Below are 17,729 nucleotides of genomic sequence, written 5' to 3' on the forward strand. Positions count from 1 at the left end.
CTTTGCAAAAAGGCGTAATATTTGTAGGAGTTTTTTGTTTATATAGTCAAAATTGTCCTTCTAATTATGAGCAACTTACCCAGAAGGAAGGAGAGACAAAAAAGATGAAAAACATAGCTGCAATCTCAGTAGGTGCATTTTTTGGTGCGATAAGCAGGTACTTAATTTCACAGCTTTATGTAGCTGATTTTCCTACAGCCACACTTTTTATAAATGTGCTTGGAAGCTTTGCTTTGTGCTTTGTTGCGCAGATTACTATTGATCATATAAAAATAAAACCAGCTGTTCGTCACATGATTACAACTGGGTTTATAAGCAGTTTTACAACCTTTTCAACATTTATAATTGAGATAATAAAACTTATCTCAAAAGGTGAGGCGGCAAAGGCTTTTGTGTATCCTGTGCTTTCAATTTTGCTTGGGCTTTTTGCAGCACTACTGGGTTATGAGGCAGCAGAGTTTGTTGCAGCAAGAAGGCAAAAAGAAGAGGTGGCTCAAGAGGTATGAATCTTTTTATTGTTGGACTTGGCGGTGTTGTGGGTGCAGTTTTGAGATATCTAATTTCTAAGATATTCAAAGAAATTATGGAAAAAGATCACCCAATTTCAACCATGTTTATAAACGTAGTTGGGTGTTTTTTCATAGGTTTTTTGTCATCAAAGCATTTACCACAAGGATACAAACTGTTTTTAACAACAGGTCTTTTGGGTGGATTTACTACATACTCTACCTTTATGCTTGAGACATCAATGTATGTAAAAAAATCAAAGCATAAAAAGGCTTTTCTGTATGTGTTCCTCTCTATTGTGTTTGGCATAATGGCAGCAGGTGCAGGGATTTGGTTGGCGAATGCTAATTAGCTTTTTTTGCTAAGATAGTAGATATAAAAGATATAAATAGATACAACAAAACCAACAAGGTGTGAAGTAACAGTAATGGCTTTGTCTATAGAAGAGATAAGAAAATTCGTAAATGAGAGAAAAATTAAATGGCGTGCTCATATGTTGCAGAGGATGAGAGAAAGAAATATAACCAGGGAAAATGTAATAGAATATATCCTTAAAGGTGAAAATTATAGAACAGTATGAAAATGATTATCCTTATCCGAGTTGTTTAATCTCTTGGGTACCCAAAAATGGTTCACCACTTCATGTAGTCTGTGCAGTTGGAGATGGTTTTTTATGGCTTATAACTGCATATTTTCCTTCTGAGGACGAATGGATGATTGATTTTAAAACGAGGAGGAAATAAAAAATGAAGTGTCCATTGTGTAGAACAGAAATGAAAGAAGGAAAGATTAAACATATTGTTGATGTTGGTAACCAAACCGTGATTATAAAAAATGTTCCAGCCCTTGTATGTGGACAATGTGGAGAAGCTTATCTTGATGATGAAACAGCACTTAAGCTTGAAAAGATAGTGGAAGAACTTCTTAAAACTAAAACAGAGATAATTATAGCAAACTATTCAGATATTGCAGCATAAACAATTGAACAATTTTATGTTGGATTTAATTATCCCTTATAAGATTAGATGCGATAATTACACGAAGCCAGCTACAGGAGATATATAGATTTTTAACCATCCTGTAGCTTTTTGTTTTATTTTAGAGATTGAAACTTTCTTCACAGGTAGTATATAATTTAAATATTGTAAAAATCAAAAATAAATTACCTTTAAGGAGAGACAACTATTATGAAAATCCAAGCACCAAAAGGAACAAAGGATGTCTTGCCAGAAGAAAGCTATATATGGCAATATGTTGAGGACAAATTCAGGCAGATTTGCAAACTTTATGGCTATCAAGAAGTAAGATTTCCAACATTTGAATATACAGAGCTTTTCCAGCGAGGCGTTGGTGAGACAACAGACATTGTTCAAAAAGAGATGTACACTTTTTTAGACAAAGGTGGAAGAAGTATAACATTGCGTCCAGAAGGGACAGCTTCTGTTGCAAGGCTGTTCATTGAGCATGGGTTTGCATCAAGACCCATGCCACAAAGGCTTTACTACATTATATCAGCATTCAGATATGAAAATACCCAAGGCGGAAGATACAGAGAGTTTCATCAATTTGGTATTGAAAACTTTGGTTCAAAGTCACCTGTGACAGATGCAGAGATTATTTCACTATCTTACAATTTCTTTGTTTCTCTTGGGCTTGACAATATTGTTGTGAATATAAACAGTATTGGTTGTCCTGTTTGCAGAAAGGACTATGTGAAAAATCTCAAAGAATACTTTTTAGGCTACTATGATAAGCTCTGTCCAACCTGCAAACAAAGGCTTGATAAAAATCCGATGAGGATTTTGGATTGCAAAGAAAATAATTGCAAGCTGATTGCCAAAGATGCTCCAAAGCCAATAGAGTATCTTTGCGATGAGTGCAAAACTCATTTTGAAGCTCTAAAAGGGTATTTGGATGCAGCAGGTGTTTGTTACAAAGTTGACCCTTACATTGTAAGAGGATTGGATTACTATACAAAGACAGTTTTTGAGATTGTTGATGTGGTTTTGGACAAAGAACTTGCAATCTGTGGTGGGGGAAGGTATGATAACTTAATAGAGCAGATAGGTGGAAGCAGTACCCCTGGCATTGGGTTTGCAATTGGTGTTGAGAGGCTTATAATGCTTCTTTCACAAAAAGGTCTGATTCCACAAAAGCCACAGGTTCCTCAAGTTTTTATTGCAACCTTAGGAGATTTGGCAACCAAAAAAGCGTTTGAGATTGCAAGTGCTTTGAGATTTGCAGGGATTTCCACTGTAATTGAAGAGCTTTCGAGAAGTCTTAAATCTCAGCTAAAGTATGCAGATAAGCTGGGTTGTGATTTTTCAGTCATAATCGGCGATGATGAGCTTGAAAAAGGAGTTTGCAAGGTAAGAGAGATGAAGACGTCATCAGAAGAGGTTGTAAGAATAGAAGGTTTAGCTCAGTACATCAAAAGTAAGATATAAACAAAATTTACAAAGAGGGTGATATTATTGGAAAGCATCAAAGGCTTCAAAAGAACAAAGTACTGTGGAGAAGTGTCACTTGAAGATGTTGGCAAAGAAGTGATTTTGACAGGTTGGGTTGACACAAGACGTGACCTTGGTGGAATAATATTTGTTGATTTGCGAGACAGAACTGGAATTGTTCAGGTTGTGTTTGATGAGAAGATGGGCGAAGAACTTATGGAGAAAGCAGACAGTTTGAGAAGCGAATATTGTATTGGCATCAGAGGCATTGTAGAAAAAAGACCACCTGACACAGTAAACCCTAAGATCAAAACTGGTGAGGTTGAGGTAAGGGCAAAGGAGCTTAGGATATTTAGCAAGTCCGAAACACCGCCATTCCCAATTGAAGAAGGGATAAATGTAAATGAAGCTGTAAGGCTAAAGTATAGATACCTTGACCTCAGAAGACCTGATATGCAAAGAAACTTAATGTTTAGACACAAACTTTACCAAGTGGTTAGGAATTTCTTGTCCCAAAACGGCTTTATTGAAATAGAAACACCAATGCTTACAAAATCAACACCAGAGGGTGCAAGGGATTATCTTGTTCCAAGCAGAATCTTCCCTGGCAAGTTCTTTGCACTGCCACAATCTCCTCAGCTTTTCAAACAACTTCTAATGGTTGCTGGGTTTGACAGGTATTTTCAGATTGTAAAGTGCTTCAGGGACGAGGACTTGCGTGCAGACAGGCAACCTGAGTTTACGCAGATTGATATTGAGATGTCATTTGTTGATGTAGATGATGTGATTGAGATAAACGAAAGGCTTCTTCAGACAATTTTCAGAGAAATGCTTGGAATAGATCTAAAACTTCCTCTTCCAAGGCTGACATACAAAGAAGCAATGGAAAGGTTTGGAACAGACAAGCCTGACACACGTTTTGGAATGGAGCTTGTAAACCTCACTGACATTGTGAAAAACTGTGAGTTCAAGGTCTTTGCAGATGCAGCGAACAAAGGTGGATCAGTTAGAGCAATAAACGCAAAAGGGTGTGCTGTGAAATTTTCAAGACGAGAGATAGATGCCTTGGTTGAGTACGCTAAGAATTTTGGTGCAAAAGGACTTGCATGGATAGCAGTTGAAAGTGATGGATTAAAATCACCAATTGTCAAGTTTTTAAAGGAAGAAGAGATAAATGAGATTCTAAAAAGACTTGATGCGCAGGTTGGTGACCTTCTTTTGTTCTCAGCAGACAAAGATGAGGTTGTATTTGACGTCCTTGGGAATGTTAGACTTGAGATTGCAAGGAAATTGAACCTTCTTGACAAGTCTAAATTCAATCTTTTGTGGGTAACAGAATTTCCTCTATTTGAGTACTCAGAAGAAGAAGGAAGGTATGTGGCAAAGCACCATCCATTTACATCGCCTATGGACGAGGACATAGAGTTTTTGGAGACAGATCCAGCAAGAGTCAGGTCAAAAGCATATGACATTGTTCTAAATGGAACAGAGATTGGTGGTGGGTCAATAAGAATTCACTCAACAGACCTACAAAAGAGAATGTTCAAGGCACTTGGCTTTACTGAAGAGCGAGCGCAAGACAGATTTGGATTTTTGCTTGAGGCGTTCAAATACGGAACACCACCGCATGGCGGAATTGCATATGGGTTTGACAGACTCTGTATGCTTCTTTTAGGGCTTGATTCGATAAGAGATACAATTGCATTCCCGAAAGTAAAGGATTCTTCATGCCCGCTCACAGATGCACCATCAGAGGTTGAGCCAAAACAGCTTCGTGAGCTTCATATTAAGGTAGATGTTGTGAAGGTATAGAGAATCGCTGGAGAAAAAGTTGATATAAAAAGATTTAAAGGGCTCATATCCTTGAGAAAGTACCTAAACTTGAAAAAGGGTATGAGCCTTGTTTTGTTGTTATAAAATTTTTACTTCATTTCATTTCAATATAGTACAAATACCATGGCAAGGTTTCAAAACAAAAATTCAATATTCTTAATTCAATTTAGTCAGAAGATGAACTATAGTAATTTCTAAAGAGATGATAACGATTACATGTACTGGTAGTTAGATTTAGTTGTTTTAAAATTATTTAGACCTTTCAAAGTTGCGTATCTGAGAGGGATTTTTTTTTCTTTGACGAAAAAGGAGAAGATTTTACAAGAGAAGAGGAGACAAAAGGTGTGCAAGGTAAATTTTCATGCAGTATTTAGGGAATTTTTTAATGATTACAAACGTTATTTTAGGAGGGTGAGTTTTATGAAGAAAGAATGTCTTAGAGTTTTTGCAGTCTTTATGGTTTTTACTTTTTTACTATCTCTTTTTCCCTTTGTTACATTTGCTCAAAATACTGCGTATGAAAAGGATAAGTATCCACACCTGATTGGCAACAGCTTGGTAAAAAAACCTTCTGTGGCTGGAAGACTGCAAATTATCAAGCAAAATGGAAGAAGGATTTTAGCTGACCAAAATGGAGAGCCTATTCAGCTTCGTGGTATGAGCACACACGGTCTGCAATGGTTTCCACAGATAATTAACAACAATGCGTTTGCTGCACTTGCAAATGACTGGGGTTGCAATGTAATTCGCTTGGCAATGTATGTAGGAGAAGGTGGATATGCTACAAATCCTCAAGTAAAAGACAAGGTCATTGAAGGTATTAAATTGGCAATTCAAAACGACATGTATGTAATTGTTGATTGGCATGTTCTCAATCCCGGCGACCCCAATGCAGAAATTTATAAAGGGGCAAAAGACTTTTTCAAGGAGATAGCCCAAAAATTTCCAAACAATTTTCATATAATTTATGAGTTGTGTAATGAGCCAAACCCAACAGACCCAGGTGTAACAAATGATGAAGCAGGGTGGAAGAAGGTAAAAGCGTATGCTGAACCAATTATAAAGATGCTGCGTCAGATGGGAAATGAAAACATTATAATTGTAGGTTCGCCTAACTGGAGCCAAAGACCAGATTTTGCGATAAAAGACCCAATTGCAGATGACAAGGTCATGTATTCTGTTCATTTCTATACAGGTACACACAAGGTAGATGGATATGTGTTTGAAAATATGAAGATGGCAATTGAAGCAGGTGTTCCAGTATTTGTAACAGAATGGGGGACAAGTGAGGCAAGCGGTGATGGTGGACCATATCTTGATGAGGCTGACAAATGGCTTGAGTACCTCAACGCAAACAATATAAGCTGGGTAAACTGGTCCTTGACAAATAAAAATGAGACTTCTGGTGCTTTTGTTCCCTACATTAGCGGTGTGTCTCAAGCAACAGATTTGGACCCTGGCAGCGACCAGAAATGGGATATTTCAGAACTTAGCATCTCTGGTGAATATGTACGATCAAGAATAAAGGGTATTCCATATCAGCCTATTGAGAGAACATTGAAAATTTCTCAAGATCAAGTCGCGTGTGCCCCAATTGGTCAACCTATTTTGCCATCTGATTTTGAAGATGGTACACGGCAAGGTTGGGACTGGGATGGACCATCTGGTGTTAAAGGTGCTTTAACAATAGAAGAGGCAAATGGTTCAAATGCACTTTCATGGGAGGTTGAGTACCCTGAAAAAAAGCCTCAAGATGGTTGGGCTTCTGCTCCAAGGCTAATTTTGAGGAATATAAATACAACAAGAGGTGATTGTAAGTATCTCTGCTTTGACTTTTACCTAAAACCAAAACAGGCAACAAAAGGTGAGCTTGCAATCTTCCTGGCGTTTGCACCACCTTCTCTTAACTATTGGGCACAGGCAGAGGATAGCTTTAATATAGATTTGAGCAATTTATCTACACTGAAGAAAACACCAGATGACCTTTATTCTTTCAAAATTTCTTTTGATTTAGATAAGATAAAAGAGGGGAAGATTATTGGACCTGATACCCATCTGCGAGACATAATCATAGTTGTTGCAGATGTAAACAGTGATTTTAAAGGTAGAATGTACTTAGACAATGTAAGATTTACAAATATGCTTTTTGAAGATGTTACCCCTCAGACAACTGGGTATGAGGCTATTTCAAAGCTTTATTCTAAGAAAATAGTCAATGGAATTTCTACAAATTTATTTGGTCCTGAAAAGGCAGTCACAAGAGCTGAGGTTGCTGCTATGGCAGTCAGACTCTTAGATTTGCAAGAGGAAAGCTACAACGGAGAGTTTGCAGATGTAAGCAAAAATAGCTGGTATGCAAATGAAGTATCTACGGCATATAAGGCAGGCATAATTTTGGGAGATGGCAAATATATAAAACCAGAGAAGGCAGTGACACGGGAAGAAATGGCAGTATTTGCAATGAGAATTTACAGGATTTTGACAGATGAAAAAGCTGAAGCTACTGAAGAGATTGCAATATCAGACAAAAACTCAATCAGTAGCTGGGCAAGACAAGATGTAAATGCTGCTATTTCGCTTGGACTCATGGATGTATTTACAGATGGAAGTTTTGGGCCAAAAGCAAAGGTTACACGTGCAGAGGCTACACAAATAATCTACAAAATTTTAGAACTTACAGGAAAGATGTAAAAGGATAGATTTTATAATAAGCTTGTACCACATAAAGGGACTATCAAATAGGATAGTTCCTTTTTTTCTGCCTTCTACATTTTTTAATTTATACTTTTTTGACTGCTTTTAAATCAAAATAATGCAAATTTACATATCAATAATTAACAAAAAGAATGCAATTTTATCAATTCATTTTTTATAAGTAAGATTGTAAACTATAGTTGAAAATCAAACTCAGCACAAGGGAAATTTCCAAAGATTTAACATAGAAAGGGGAACATGCAAGATGAGAAGTGGTCAGCGCACATATTCACGCTCTGGTTTTGTAAAAGAACTTAACAAAAATTTTCCATTATTTATAATGGCACTACCTGGGGTAATTCTCCTGATTGCATTTTCTTATCTTCCACTGTTTGGCCTTATTATCGCTTTTAAAGATGTACGTTATGATGTGGGAATTTTAAAAAGTCCATGGGTTGGTTTTAAAAACTTTGAATTTCTATTCAAAACGCCTGATGCATTTATAATCACAAGAAATACACTCTTATATAACTTAGCATTCATTGTTCTTGGTAATTTAGCTGCTGTTGCAACTGCAATTGCCTTAAGTGAGATGAGAGCAAGATTTATGGCGAAGTTTTACCAGTCAGTAATGTTTTTGCCTTATTTTCTATCATGGGTTGTTGTTGCTTACATGGCGTTTGCATTCTTGAGTGTTGACCTTGGAATATTAAATACGTTGATTTTGCCTAAACTTGGAATAGAACCAATTGCATGGTATGTTGAGCCAAAACCATGGCCGGTGATACTTATTTTAGCAAATCTGTGGAAATACACAGGATACAATGCGGTTATATACTTGGCTGCAATTACAGGAATCGACCCTGAGTACTATGAAGCAGCGCTTATTGATGGAGCGAGCAAGTGGCAACAGATAAAACATATCACGTTGCCCCTTTTGTCTCCACTGGTAGTGGTACTTGTCCTACTTGGTATAGGAAGAATATTTTATGCAGACTTTGGTCTCTTCTATCAGCTCCCTATGAACAGCGGTGCACTCTATGATGTTACAAACGTCATTGACACATATGTATACAGGACATTAATGGGGATGAATGACATAGGAATGGCTTCGGCAGCAAGCTTTTACCAGTCGATAATGGGTTTTATATTAGTGTTGACTTCTAATCTCATTGTTCGACGACTTGATCCAGAAAAAGCTCTCTTTTAACAATCAAAATAGGAAAGGCGTGGGGATTCATGCATTCAAAAAGCAAATTTATGCAAATATCAACATCGGCAGAAGTGATATTACACATAGTGTTTTTATTAATAACTTTATTATGCTTAGTTCCTCTTTGGGCAGTTGTTGCTATATCTCTAAGTGATGATGAGGCAATGAGACAAGTAGGGTATAGGCTAATTCCAGTCAAATTTAGTACAAAGTCATATGATTTTGTACTTGAGCAAGGGATTGCAATTGCACGTGCGTATGGTATTACAATATTTGTAACTGCGGTAGGTACACTTCTTTGTGTTGCGGTAGTTTCAATGTACGCATATGTACTGTTCAGAAAAGATTTTAAGTATAGAAAATTCTTCACTTTCTTTGGATTTTTCACAATGTTGATTAACGCTGGACTTGTGCCGTGGTATATAGTTTGTGTAAATGTACTGCATTTAAAAAACACAATTTTTGCTCTCATCTTTCCATATGTAATGAATATGTGGTACGTCTTGATTTTTAGAACATACCTTTCAATGTCCTTGCCTGACTCTATAATTGAATCAGCCAAGATTGATGGTGCCGGGGAATTTACTATATTTTTCAAAATAGTTATTCCATTAGTAAAGCCGGGACTTGCAACAATAGCACTCTTTGCAGCAATAATGTATTGGAATGACTGGTGGCTTCCGTTTATGTTGATTGAAAAGGAAGAACTATATAACTTGCAATATTTAATGTACAGGGTTCAGCAAAAAATACAATACTTAGCAGAGATTGCTTCAAAATTAGCGATGAATCCATCTATTCCGCCTGAGATACCTGCAGAATCTGCAAGAATGGCAATGGCAGTTATGGGAATGGGTCCAATAGTTTTAGCTTATCCATTCTTCCAGCGATATTTTGTTAAAGGTCTTACAATAGGTGCTATCAAAGGATAATGCGTGGTGGATATAGGCCTCAAAAGTCTGGTTTTAACAGGCTTTGGGGCTTATAATAAAAAACAAAAAGTTGGGGAGGTTGGTTTTTGTGAAACTCAAAAAGTTTTTTGTAGTGATGCTCATCTTGGCGTTTGCGTTGACAAGCGTGATTGGCATCGTAAGTGGCTTTGCAGCATCTTCGTCTAAGTCTAAACTTCCTTATGTTAAACTCACATGGTATGTCATCGGTACACCACAGAAAGACTGGGATTTGATTAACCAAAAGGTAAATGAGTACATTAAACCAAAACTCAACGCTGAAATCAAAATGACAATGTTTGACTGGGGCGAGTACAACGACAGAATGCAGACAAAGATTGCAGCTGGTGAGCCATTTGACATCTGTTTTACAGCTATTTGGACAAACAACTACAGAACTAACGTTGCAAAAGGTGCGTTTTTACCACTCAACAAACCAGGAAATGATCTTCTTTCAAAGTATGCACCAAAGACAAAGAAGCTTTTAGGTGATGATTTTATAAAGGGTGCTTCAATTAATGGCATTTTATATGCAATTCCTGCAAACAAAGAAAAGGCTCATAACTGGGGATTTATTGTAAGAATGGACTTGGTAAAGAAGTATAAGCTTCAGGACATGTTCAAAAAAGTTAAGAAGTTAGAAGATTTAGAGCCATATCTGAAGGTCATTAAGCAAAAAGAGCCGGGAGTATATCCATTAGGAGCATATGCAGGTGAGTCTCCAAGATTCTTGCTTGACTGGGATAAGGTTGTAGATGATGATGTTCCAGTTTCACTCTATCCAAATAACAAGAGTACAAAGATAGTAAATGAACTTGAACAGCCAAATACAAAAGCTCTCTTTAAGACAGTAAGAAAGTATTACTTGGCAGGTTACATCAGAAAAGACGCAGCTCAGGTTACAGACTGGATGTCAGATTTGAAGGCAGGAAAAGTATTCGTAATGCCACAGTCTTTAAAACCTGGTAAAGATGCTGAAATGTCAATCTCAACAGGATATGAGTGGAAGCAGATTGACATTACACCACCTGTTATGTCTACAAGAGAGTGTATTGGTTCAATGCAGGCAATAAATGCAAAATCTAAGAATCCTGAAAGAGCACTCATGTTCTTAGAGCTCTTCAACACAGACAAGTATCTAAACAACTTAGTAAACTTTGGTATCGAAGGCCAGCACTACGTATTCAAAGATAAAAAGAAAGGTATTATTGCTCCTGGTCCAAAAGCAAAAGACTACAGCCCAGGTCTTGGTTGGATGTTTGGTAACCAGTTTATAAACTACATCTATGAGAATGAAGACCCGAACAAGTGGAAGAACTTTGAAGAGTATAACAAGAAAGCACTGCCACTTTTGAGCCTTGGGTTTAACTTTGATGACTCAAAGGTTAAGACTCAAGTTGCTGCATGCAAGAGTGTATGGAAACAGTACATTCCACTTCTTGAGACAGGTTCTGTTGACCCAGATAAGTATATACCACAGGCAATCAAGAAGTTTAAACAAGCTGGAGTTGACATTATAATAAAAGAAGCTCAGAAACAATATGATGAGTTCTTAAAGAAGACTGGAAGAAAGAAATAAAAAAATATAGACAAACGGGATACCAATAGTCAGTTTTATATTGGTATCCCGTTTGTTACTAATATTAGTCAATTAATTAAATTGATTGGAGCATGAAAAATGGCTCTATAATAAATATTGGGGTGGTAAGAAAAGAAAAAATATAGCACTTATTCTGAATGCCTGCTATAATTAAAATTGTTTTTAGGTATAAAAAAAACACAAAAGAAAGGAAGCATCCAGAATAAGTGCTCAATCATAATTATATCACAGAACTTTTGAAATCAAAAGATATCATTCTCCACCAAGTAGTAGAAAGCGAAAATGAAGTAGAACTCCATATAAGTCAGGCGCAAAAACCTCACAAGTGTCCTAAATGTGGCAGTATCACAAGCAAGATACATGATTATCGTGTCCAAAGAGTAAAGGACATACCAATAATGGGTAAGAGAACATATTTAGTTTTAAGGAAGCGAAGATATGTTTGCAAAGAATGTGGAAAGAAATTTTTTGAACACATAAATTTTTTGGGCAAGCGTCAAAGAATGACAAATAGATTGGCAGCATACATTATAAGTCAGCTTAAGTAGCTTGAGCAATATGAAAGAAATAGCAAGACAGACAAATGTATCAGTAACAACAGTTATGAGGTTATTTGACAATGTAAATCCTACCAGGAAGATAGAGGATTTTTCTTCTGAGGCGATATGCATAGATAAATTCAAAGGAAATGCAGGTGGAGCTAAATATCAGTGTATAATTGTAGACCCTGTGAAAAAACAGATAGTAGAAATTTTAAGAGACAGAAGACAAGATGTTTTGATTGAATATTTTAAAGGGTTACAAGGAAGGGATAAAGTAAAGTATTTCATATTGTGATATGTGGAAACAATTTGTGGAGATAGCAAAGATATATTTTAAAAATGCGAAGATAGTAATAGACAAATTTCATTTTATAAGGTATGTTTATTGGGCGACAGAAGGAGTAAGGAAAAGAGTGCAGAAAGAAATAGAAGATAATTTGAGGAAATATTTCAAGGGGAGCAGGAAATTATTGTTAAAGTCTTATGAAGAACTTACAGCAGAGCAAAGAGAAGAGTTAGAAGTGATGTTTTGGTACAGTAGAGATTTAAGGAAAGCGCATAGACTGAAGGAAGAATTCAAGAAAGTTTTAGAAAGCAGTAATTCAGCAGAAGCAAAAGTTGAATTAAAAAAGTGGATAGAGGCGGCAGAGAGAAGTGGTCTTTGTGAATTTTGCAGATGCATAAAGGTTTTTAGGAACTGGTTTTCAGAGATAGTAAATTTTTTTGATGTTCCATATACAAATAGTGTAACAGAAGGTTTTAACAATAAGATAAAAGTTTTAAAGAGAAATGCATATGGGTATAGAAATTTTGAGAGATTTAGAAAGAGGACATTATATAGTTGTGGTAGTTAGGATAAAGTAAAGAGAATAATTAAAACTCACAAAAGTAGCGGGTAAAGGTAGGATTGAGTTTTTAAAATTGCTTACCTGTAATAGGCATATATTACAATTAATGCTTGGTTGATAAAACTGAAAAAGGTGGGCATTCAGAATACCCACCCCAACTCTTGACAAAGAGCCTGAAAAATAAGGTAAAATATAATTAAAATGTAGTTATTCAAGCAAGAGTGTAAGGTTGGGATTTTTAATGTTTAGTAGAAAGAAGATAGCTTACTTTAGCTTTTTTATACCCCTGGTAACTACCATTACAATAATATTGATGCTGATTTTGAACACACAAAAAAACATTCAAGAAAGCATAATGATTGTCAATGATGAAACAAATATTAAAACTGAGCTGAGATTTATTAGTTCATGGGGGGGTGTTGACCCTTATGCTGACACACTTTCATTTGTTTTGAATAAGTTCCAAGAAGAGAATAAGGATATTATGGTTGTTAATGAGTCTTTATTTGGTGATGACTTTTTGTTAAAACTCCAAACTGATTTTGCTTCAGGAAACTCTCCTGATGTTTTTGGTCTTTTCCCAGGATCTGTTAGGGATATATTGATTAAAAACGATAAAATTGCTGAATTAACAGATGTGCTAAAAAGTGATAGAAAGTGGTATGAAGGTTTTTATCCTGATATGTGGAAATATGTTATGTGGAATGGGAAAATTTATGGCCTCCCCTTTGAGACAATTGTTGAGTGTCTTTTTGTAAACAAGGACATATTTGAAAAATATCATTTGAAAGTACCTCAAAATTTTACTCAACTCAAGGACGTGTGTAAAAAACTCAGGGCCAAAGGGATCATTCCCATTGCTTTCAATGCTCAGCCAGAAGGTACGTACATATATCAAAACTTAGTAGTTGCAATTGGGACAAAGCAAGAAGTGGAAAACCCTTTAAAAGGTCATAAGATATCACCATCTTACATAAAAGCGCTGGATTACTTAAAAGAGCTCTACAAAATAGGAGCGTTTCCTGATAATTACTATACTCTTACTAGCAAACAGCGAAATGATTTATTTTTATCCAAAAAGGCAGCTATGATTGTTCAAGGGTCTTGGTTTATTTCAAAATGTGATCCAAAAACAGTTGATATATATTTTTTCCCTCAGGTAATATCAGGTGGCAAAAGACAGCTAATTTATGGGCTTGGTGGAGGAACATTTTATATGAGCGCATCTTGCTGGAAAGACGCCAAAAAGAGGGATGCAGCAATAAGACTTTTAAAGTATCTCACCTCAGAAAAAACAGCAAGAATCTTTGTCGAAAGGACGGGACTTATCCCAAATGTGAAAATAACAAATCCACCAAAAATTACAAATCCACTCAGAGCAAAAGCCGAAGGGCTTATTAAAAATGCAGATGTGCTTGTTTCACCGCCTGACCATTTTATTGATAGGACTATTTGGGACGAGGTTGTTACTAAAAACATTCCTTATGTTCTAAATGACAAAATTACGCCTGAGCAGTTTTGGGCAAAAGCTATTTTGGCATGGGAAGAGAATATGAAAAAATTGGGTGAATAAATATGGGAAAAAGTAAAGGAATTTTGGATAGATTTTTAAAATATTACAGAAGCATTTCAATAGACAAGAAATTTTTGGCAGTTGCATATATTCAAATCTTTATTCCAATAATACTGATAGGTGTTGTAAGCTTTAGAATTTCTTCCGACCTGATTTTCGAAAAGTATATTGGTTACACCTCTGATGTTATAAAAACTGCAAGATTGAGAATTGTTGATAAAATAAATGAATTAAATCTGATTACCCAAGATGTATTGTATCAAAGTGAGTTATATAATATACTTGAAAAAGCCCAAAGAAAAATTGACTATTACGACGATGTTGCCTCATTTACGAATAAACTTAGAAAGATAATCTTAGGACATCGCGATATACAATCTATTGGAATTTTTACAAAAGACAAGAAACTGTGTATAGTTGACAACACATCTCAGAAAAAGGGACTTGATGAGATTGTACCACTGGCCATTACATTTGAGAGACTCTACCACATAGCATCAAACGGCGATGGAAAACCTGTATGGTATGTTGCAAATATCGATGGTGAAAACGAAAATAACCCAGTTGTTCTTATTGTAAGGCTCATTAATAATCCTAGGACGTTAAAATTTCAAGGAATTTTAGCAATTATGGTAAATACCGAACTGTTTACAAAGACATTTTCAGAGCTTGTTGCAGAAAAAAGTCAAGCAATTTCGCTCATTGGTCAAAACACCTTCGTTTGTACAAAAGGACAGCTCAACAAACAAGAGGTTATGAAGCTTACCGATAGTATAAAAAACGAAAATGGCGTTGTTACATATACCTCGAAAGAGTCTATTGTAAATATCTTGCCAATAAAAGAAGTAAATTGGTATATTGTAACATCAATACCTGTAAAAGTTCTTTTTAGAGACATAGATAAACTTCGCATATGGTTAATTATCCTTTGCTTTTTATCTTTCATGATAACGTCTGCTACAGCTCTTTTACTCTCTATGGATTTTTTAAAACCAATCTCGGCTATTGTTGAGGCAACAAAAAAAGTAAGAAGTGGGGAGTATACCACAATAAATGACCTTGAGAGAAAAGATGAGCTTGGGCTTTTAATTGAGAACTTCAATAGCATGGTGCAGAAGATAAATCATCTTATAAATTCTATCTACAAAGAGCAAATAACGAGAAAAGAAGCTGAAATAAAAGCGCTGCAAAGTCAGCTCAATCCTCATTTTTTATTTAACATATTAGAATCAATTAACTGGCTTGCGCAGCTAAACGGGGTATCTCAAATTAGTGATGTTGTGATAGCCCTCTCAAGACTTTTAGAGGTGAATTTGAAAGAAGAAAAATTCTTGCCTCTTGAAGAGGAGCTAAAATACATAACTTCGTACATTTCTATTTTAAAGATAAACTTTGGAGAGGAAAATCTGAAACTTGAGATTGACGCAGACAAAAAGGCTTTAAAGTTTAGAATTCCAAAACTCTTGATTCAACCGCTTGTAGAAAACTCTGTTTTTCATGGGATAAGACCAAAAGGGAGAGGCAAGATTTTTATTGGATGTTATGTGTTTGATGAAAAGCTCAACATAATTGTGAAAGACGACGGGATAGGGATGAATCCAGAAAAATTAAATAAAATTCGTGATGGTCTTGCAGATGAGCTTGAGTTTGACCAAGAAGAAAAATCATACACAAGAATTGGACTTCTGAATGTTGTAAAGAGATTAAAATTGATATATGGTAGTAATGCTCACTTTTCAATCGAGAGTGTGCCTAATAAGGGCACCACAATAAAGATAGAAATTTTGGTTGAGGCAATAGAAAAAGTCTATGAAGATAACTTAGAATACTTGTAAAGAGGTGTGATTTAAAGATGTACAAGATTTTAATCGTTGATGATGATATGCTTATAAGAAAGGGAATTAGAAATGTAATTAGATGGAAAGATTTTGACTGTGAGATCTGTGCCGAAGCTTCAACTGGCGAAGAGGCCTTAGAGCTTATTAAAAAGTTTACGCCTGACATAGTCATTACAGACATCAGAATGCCTAACATGGATGGAATTGAGCTAATTGAGAGAATAAAGGCCATTTTGCCTCAGTGCAAGATTATTATTCTCACGGCTTACAGAGAATTTGAATATGCTCAAAGAGCCATAAAATTTGGTGCATTTGATTTTTTGCTAAAGCCAACAAAGGTGGAAGATATAATAAATGTTGTTCAAAAAGCTATTGCCGAGATAAATAAGGAAAAAACAATGATAGAAGAACTTGAGAAGATAAATAGACTTTTACAAGAGAAATTGCCAATTTTGAGAGAAAACTTTTTGTTCAATGTCATATTTGAGATGATTACAAATGAAGATGAAATTGTCCAAATGGCAGAAGTATATAAAATTGATATAAAGAACTTTGTCATGATTTTGGCAGAATGTGGAATAAAAGAAGAAAACGAAAAACCAAATAGTCATTTGTATCTTTTGGGTGTTTCTAATATACTGAATGATTTTATTGATAAAGATTGTTCCATATATACAATATACTTAAACAATTCTCAAGCAGTCTATGTTGTAAGTTTTGAATGTGAACCTTCCAAAAAAGAGGAGTTAGAGTTTTTTGAACTTTTAAAACAACTCAAAAAAGCAGCTATTGAATGTTTTAACATAGATCTAACATTAGTTGTCAGTACATGGGGTTACGGTATTGTGGAGCTTCCAAACAAATTCAAAGAGTGCATTGATGCTATTAACTACAAGTTTTACTTTGACAATGAAGACATAATATATTACAAAGACCTTTCACATCTTTTTGTGTATGTTGATGATAAAAAATTAAAATATTTGAAAAATGAAATTATTTCAAATGTAAGATATGGCAATATTTCAAATATAGATATACTATTATCAGAACTTGAAGAGACATTAAAAAAATCAAAAGTTGACAAACAATATATATTCAATCTATATTATCTTATGTTAATTGAAATCAACATGATAAAAGCTCAGGTTTTGTCAAGCTCAAGCCAATATGAACAAGAAGACAAGCTGCAAGACATTGAGTTTTTGAGTGAGATTTTAAAATGTAAAAGTATTTCTGAGCTAAATGGTGTACTTAAAATGTCAATCCAAAAGACAATCGAAGAGGTACAAAAGCACAACCAGAGCAAGATGGGCAGCTTAATTAAAAAGGTGATTGAATACATTAAGGCAAATTACTCTTACAATGAAATATCACTTTCTGAGATTTCGGAAAAGTTCTTTGTAAGTCCTTCATACTTAAGTAGACTATTCAAAAAGGAAACAGGAAAAAACCTTTCTGATTTTATAAATGAATACAGAATTGAGAAGGCTAAAGAGCTTCTTGCAACAACTGATTTGAAAACATATGAGGTGGCAGATAAAGTGGGCATCCCGGACCCTCACTATTTTTCGAGGATATTTAAGCGATATACAGGTTATAGCCCCTCTGAGTACAAAGAAGTAGTAAAGTTTAAGAATGTAAGGTTGAATGGATAGAAAAATGGGGCAACAGCTTTTGATAT

Annotated in this window: 13 protein-coding genes and 1 pseudogene; all 14 read left to right on the forward strand. The window is 35.4% G+C overall.

Annotated features, from left to right (window positions below):
• Nucleotides 1-104 precede the first annotated feature (104 nt).
• The 14 genes and pseudogenes from crcB (OTJ99_RS02145) (at nucleotide 105) to OTJ99_RS02220 (ending at nucleotide 17,703) form a co-directional block, all read left to right on the forward strand.
• Nucleotides 105-506, forward strand: coding sequence for a fluoride efflux transporter CrcB (gene crcB, locus OTJ99_RS02145; protein WP_045165599.1), 402 nt, complete (start codon nucleotides 105-107; stop codon nucleotides 504-506).
• Complete coding sequence (crcB, locus tag OTJ99_RS02150; RefSeq protein WP_045165421.1) at nucleotides 503-859, forward strand: fluoride efflux transporter CrcB; 357 nt, start codon at nucleotides 503-505, stop codon at nucleotides 857-859. The genes crcB (OTJ99_RS02145) and crcB (OTJ99_RS02150) overlap by 4 nt, the downstream gene beginning before the upstream one ends.
• 205 nt (nucleotides 860-1,064) lie before the next feature.
• Nucleotides 1,065-1,250: a DUF4258 domain-containing protein gene (locus tag OTJ99_RS02155; RefSeq protein ID WP_235374669.1), complete on the forward strand. Its 186-nt coding sequence runs from the start codon at nucleotides 1,065-1,067 to the stop codon at nucleotides 1,248-1,250.
• A gap of 3 nt (nucleotides 1,251-1,253) precedes the next feature.
• Nucleotides 1,254-1,484, forward strand: a complete 231-nt coding sequence (locus OTJ99_RS02160; RefSeq protein ID WP_045165420.1) for a type II toxin-antitoxin system MqsA family antitoxin — start codon at nucleotides 1,254-1,256, stop codon at nucleotides 1,482-1,484.
• Nucleotides 1,485-1,694: 210 nt separating this feature from the next.
• Complete coding sequence (gene hisS, locus OTJ99_RS02165; RefSeq protein ID WP_045165419.1) at nucleotides 1,695-2,954, forward strand: histidine--tRNA ligase; 1,260 nt, start codon at nucleotides 1,695-1,697, stop codon at nucleotides 2,952-2,954.
• 27 nt (nucleotides 2,955-2,981) lie between these two features.
• Complete coding sequence (gene aspS, locus OTJ99_RS02170; RefSeq protein WP_045165418.1) at nucleotides 2,982-4,769, forward strand: aspartate--tRNA ligase; 1,788 nt, start codon at nucleotides 2,982-2,984, stop codon at nucleotides 4,767-4,769.
• Between the two features lie 441 nt (nucleotides 4,770-5,210).
• Entirely contained in the window at nucleotides 5,211-7,481 is a 2,271-nt protein-coding gene (locus tag OTJ99_RS02175) for a cellulase family glycosylhydrolase (RefSeq protein WP_045165417.1), read from the forward strand.
• Nucleotides 7,482-7,749: 268 nt separating this feature from the next.
• Nucleotides 7,750-8,694 (forward strand): ABC transporter permease, encoded by a 945-nt coding sequence (locus OTJ99_RS02180; RefSeq protein ID WP_045165416.1) that lies wholly within the window; start codon nucleotides 7,750-7,752, stop codon nucleotides 8,692-8,694.
• A gap of 29 nt (nucleotides 8,695-8,723) precedes the next feature.
• Nucleotides 8,724-9,629, forward strand: a complete 906-nt coding sequence (locus OTJ99_RS02185; protein WP_045165415.1) for a carbohydrate ABC transporter permease — start codon at nucleotides 8,724-8,726, stop codon at nucleotides 9,627-9,629.
• Nucleotides 9,630-9,717: 88 nt separating this feature from the next.
• On the forward strand, nucleotides 9,718-11,226 hold the full coding sequence (locus tag OTJ99_RS02190) for an ABC transporter substrate-binding protein (protein WP_045165598.1): 1,509 nt from the start codon (nucleotides 9,718-9,720) through the stop codon (nucleotides 11,224-11,226).
• A gap of 227 nt (nucleotides 11,227-11,453) precedes the next feature.
• Nucleotides 11,454-12,643: pseudogene (locus OTJ99_RS13125) on the forward strand (ISL3 family transposase).
• A gap of 235 nt (nucleotides 12,644-12,878) precedes the next feature.
• The gene (locus tag OTJ99_RS02210) at nucleotides 12,879-14,210 is read left to right on the forward strand and encodes an ABC transporter substrate-binding protein (protein WP_045165414.1); all 1,332 of its coding nucleotides are present in this window, start codon (nucleotides 12,879-12,881) and stop codon (nucleotides 14,208-14,210) included.
• 2 nt (nucleotides 14,211-14,212) lie between these two features.
• Nucleotides 14,213-16,045 (forward strand): sensor histidine kinase, encoded by a 1,833-nt coding sequence (locus OTJ99_RS02215; protein ID WP_045165413.1) that lies wholly within the window; start codon nucleotides 14,213-14,215, stop codon nucleotides 16,043-16,045.
• 17 nt (nucleotides 16,046-16,062) lie between these two features.
• Entirely contained in the window at nucleotides 16,063-17,703 is a 1,641-nt protein-coding gene (locus OTJ99_RS02220) for a response regulator transcription factor (protein ID WP_045165412.1), read from the forward strand.
• The last annotated feature ends 26 nt before the right edge of the window (nucleotides 17,704-17,729 follow it).

The organism is Caldicellulosiruptor naganoensis, assembly GCF_026914285.1.
Lineage (GTDB): Bacteria > Bacillota > Thermoanaerobacteria > Caldicellulosiruptorales > Caldicellulosiruptoraceae > Caldicellulosiruptor > Caldicellulosiruptor naganoensis.

Coding starts and splice junctions, on each gene's coding strand:
- crcB (WP_045165599.1), top strand. CDS start 105: ATGAAAAACATAGCTGCAATCTCAGTAGGTGCATTTTTTGGTGCGATA.
- crcB (WP_045165421.1), top strand. CDS start 503: ATGAATCTTTTTATTGTTGGACTTGGCGGTGTTGTGGGTGCAGTTTTG.
- OTJ99_RS02160 (WP_045165420.1), top strand. CDS start 1,254: ATGAAGTGTCCATTGTGTAGAACAGAAATGAAAGAAGGAAAGATTAAA.
- hisS (WP_045165419.1), top strand. CDS start 1,695: ATGAAAATCCAAGCACCAAAAGGAACAAAGGATGTCTTGCCAGAAGAA.
- OTJ99_RS02175 (WP_045165417.1), top strand. CDS start 5,211: ATGAAGAAAGAATGTCTTAGAGTTTTTGCAGTCTTTATGGTTTTTACT.
- OTJ99_RS02180 (WP_045165416.1), top strand. CDS start 7,750: ATGAGAAGTGGTCAGCGCACATATTCACGCTCTGGTTTTGTAAAAGAA.
- OTJ99_RS02185 (WP_045165415.1), top strand. CDS start 8,724: ATGCATTCAAAAAGCAAATTTATGCAAATATCAACATCGGCAGAAGTG.
- OTJ99_RS02210 (WP_045165414.1), top strand. CDS start 12,879: ATGTTTAGTAGAAAGAAGATAGCTTACTTTAGCTTTTTTATACCCCTG.
- OTJ99_RS02215 (WP_045165413.1), top strand. CDS start 14,213: ATGGGAAAAAGTAAAGGAATTTTGGATAGATTTTTAAAATATTACAGA.
- OTJ99_RS02220 (WP_045165412.1), top strand. CDS start 16,063: ATGTACAAGATTTTAATCGTTGATGATGATATGCTTATAAGAAAGGGA.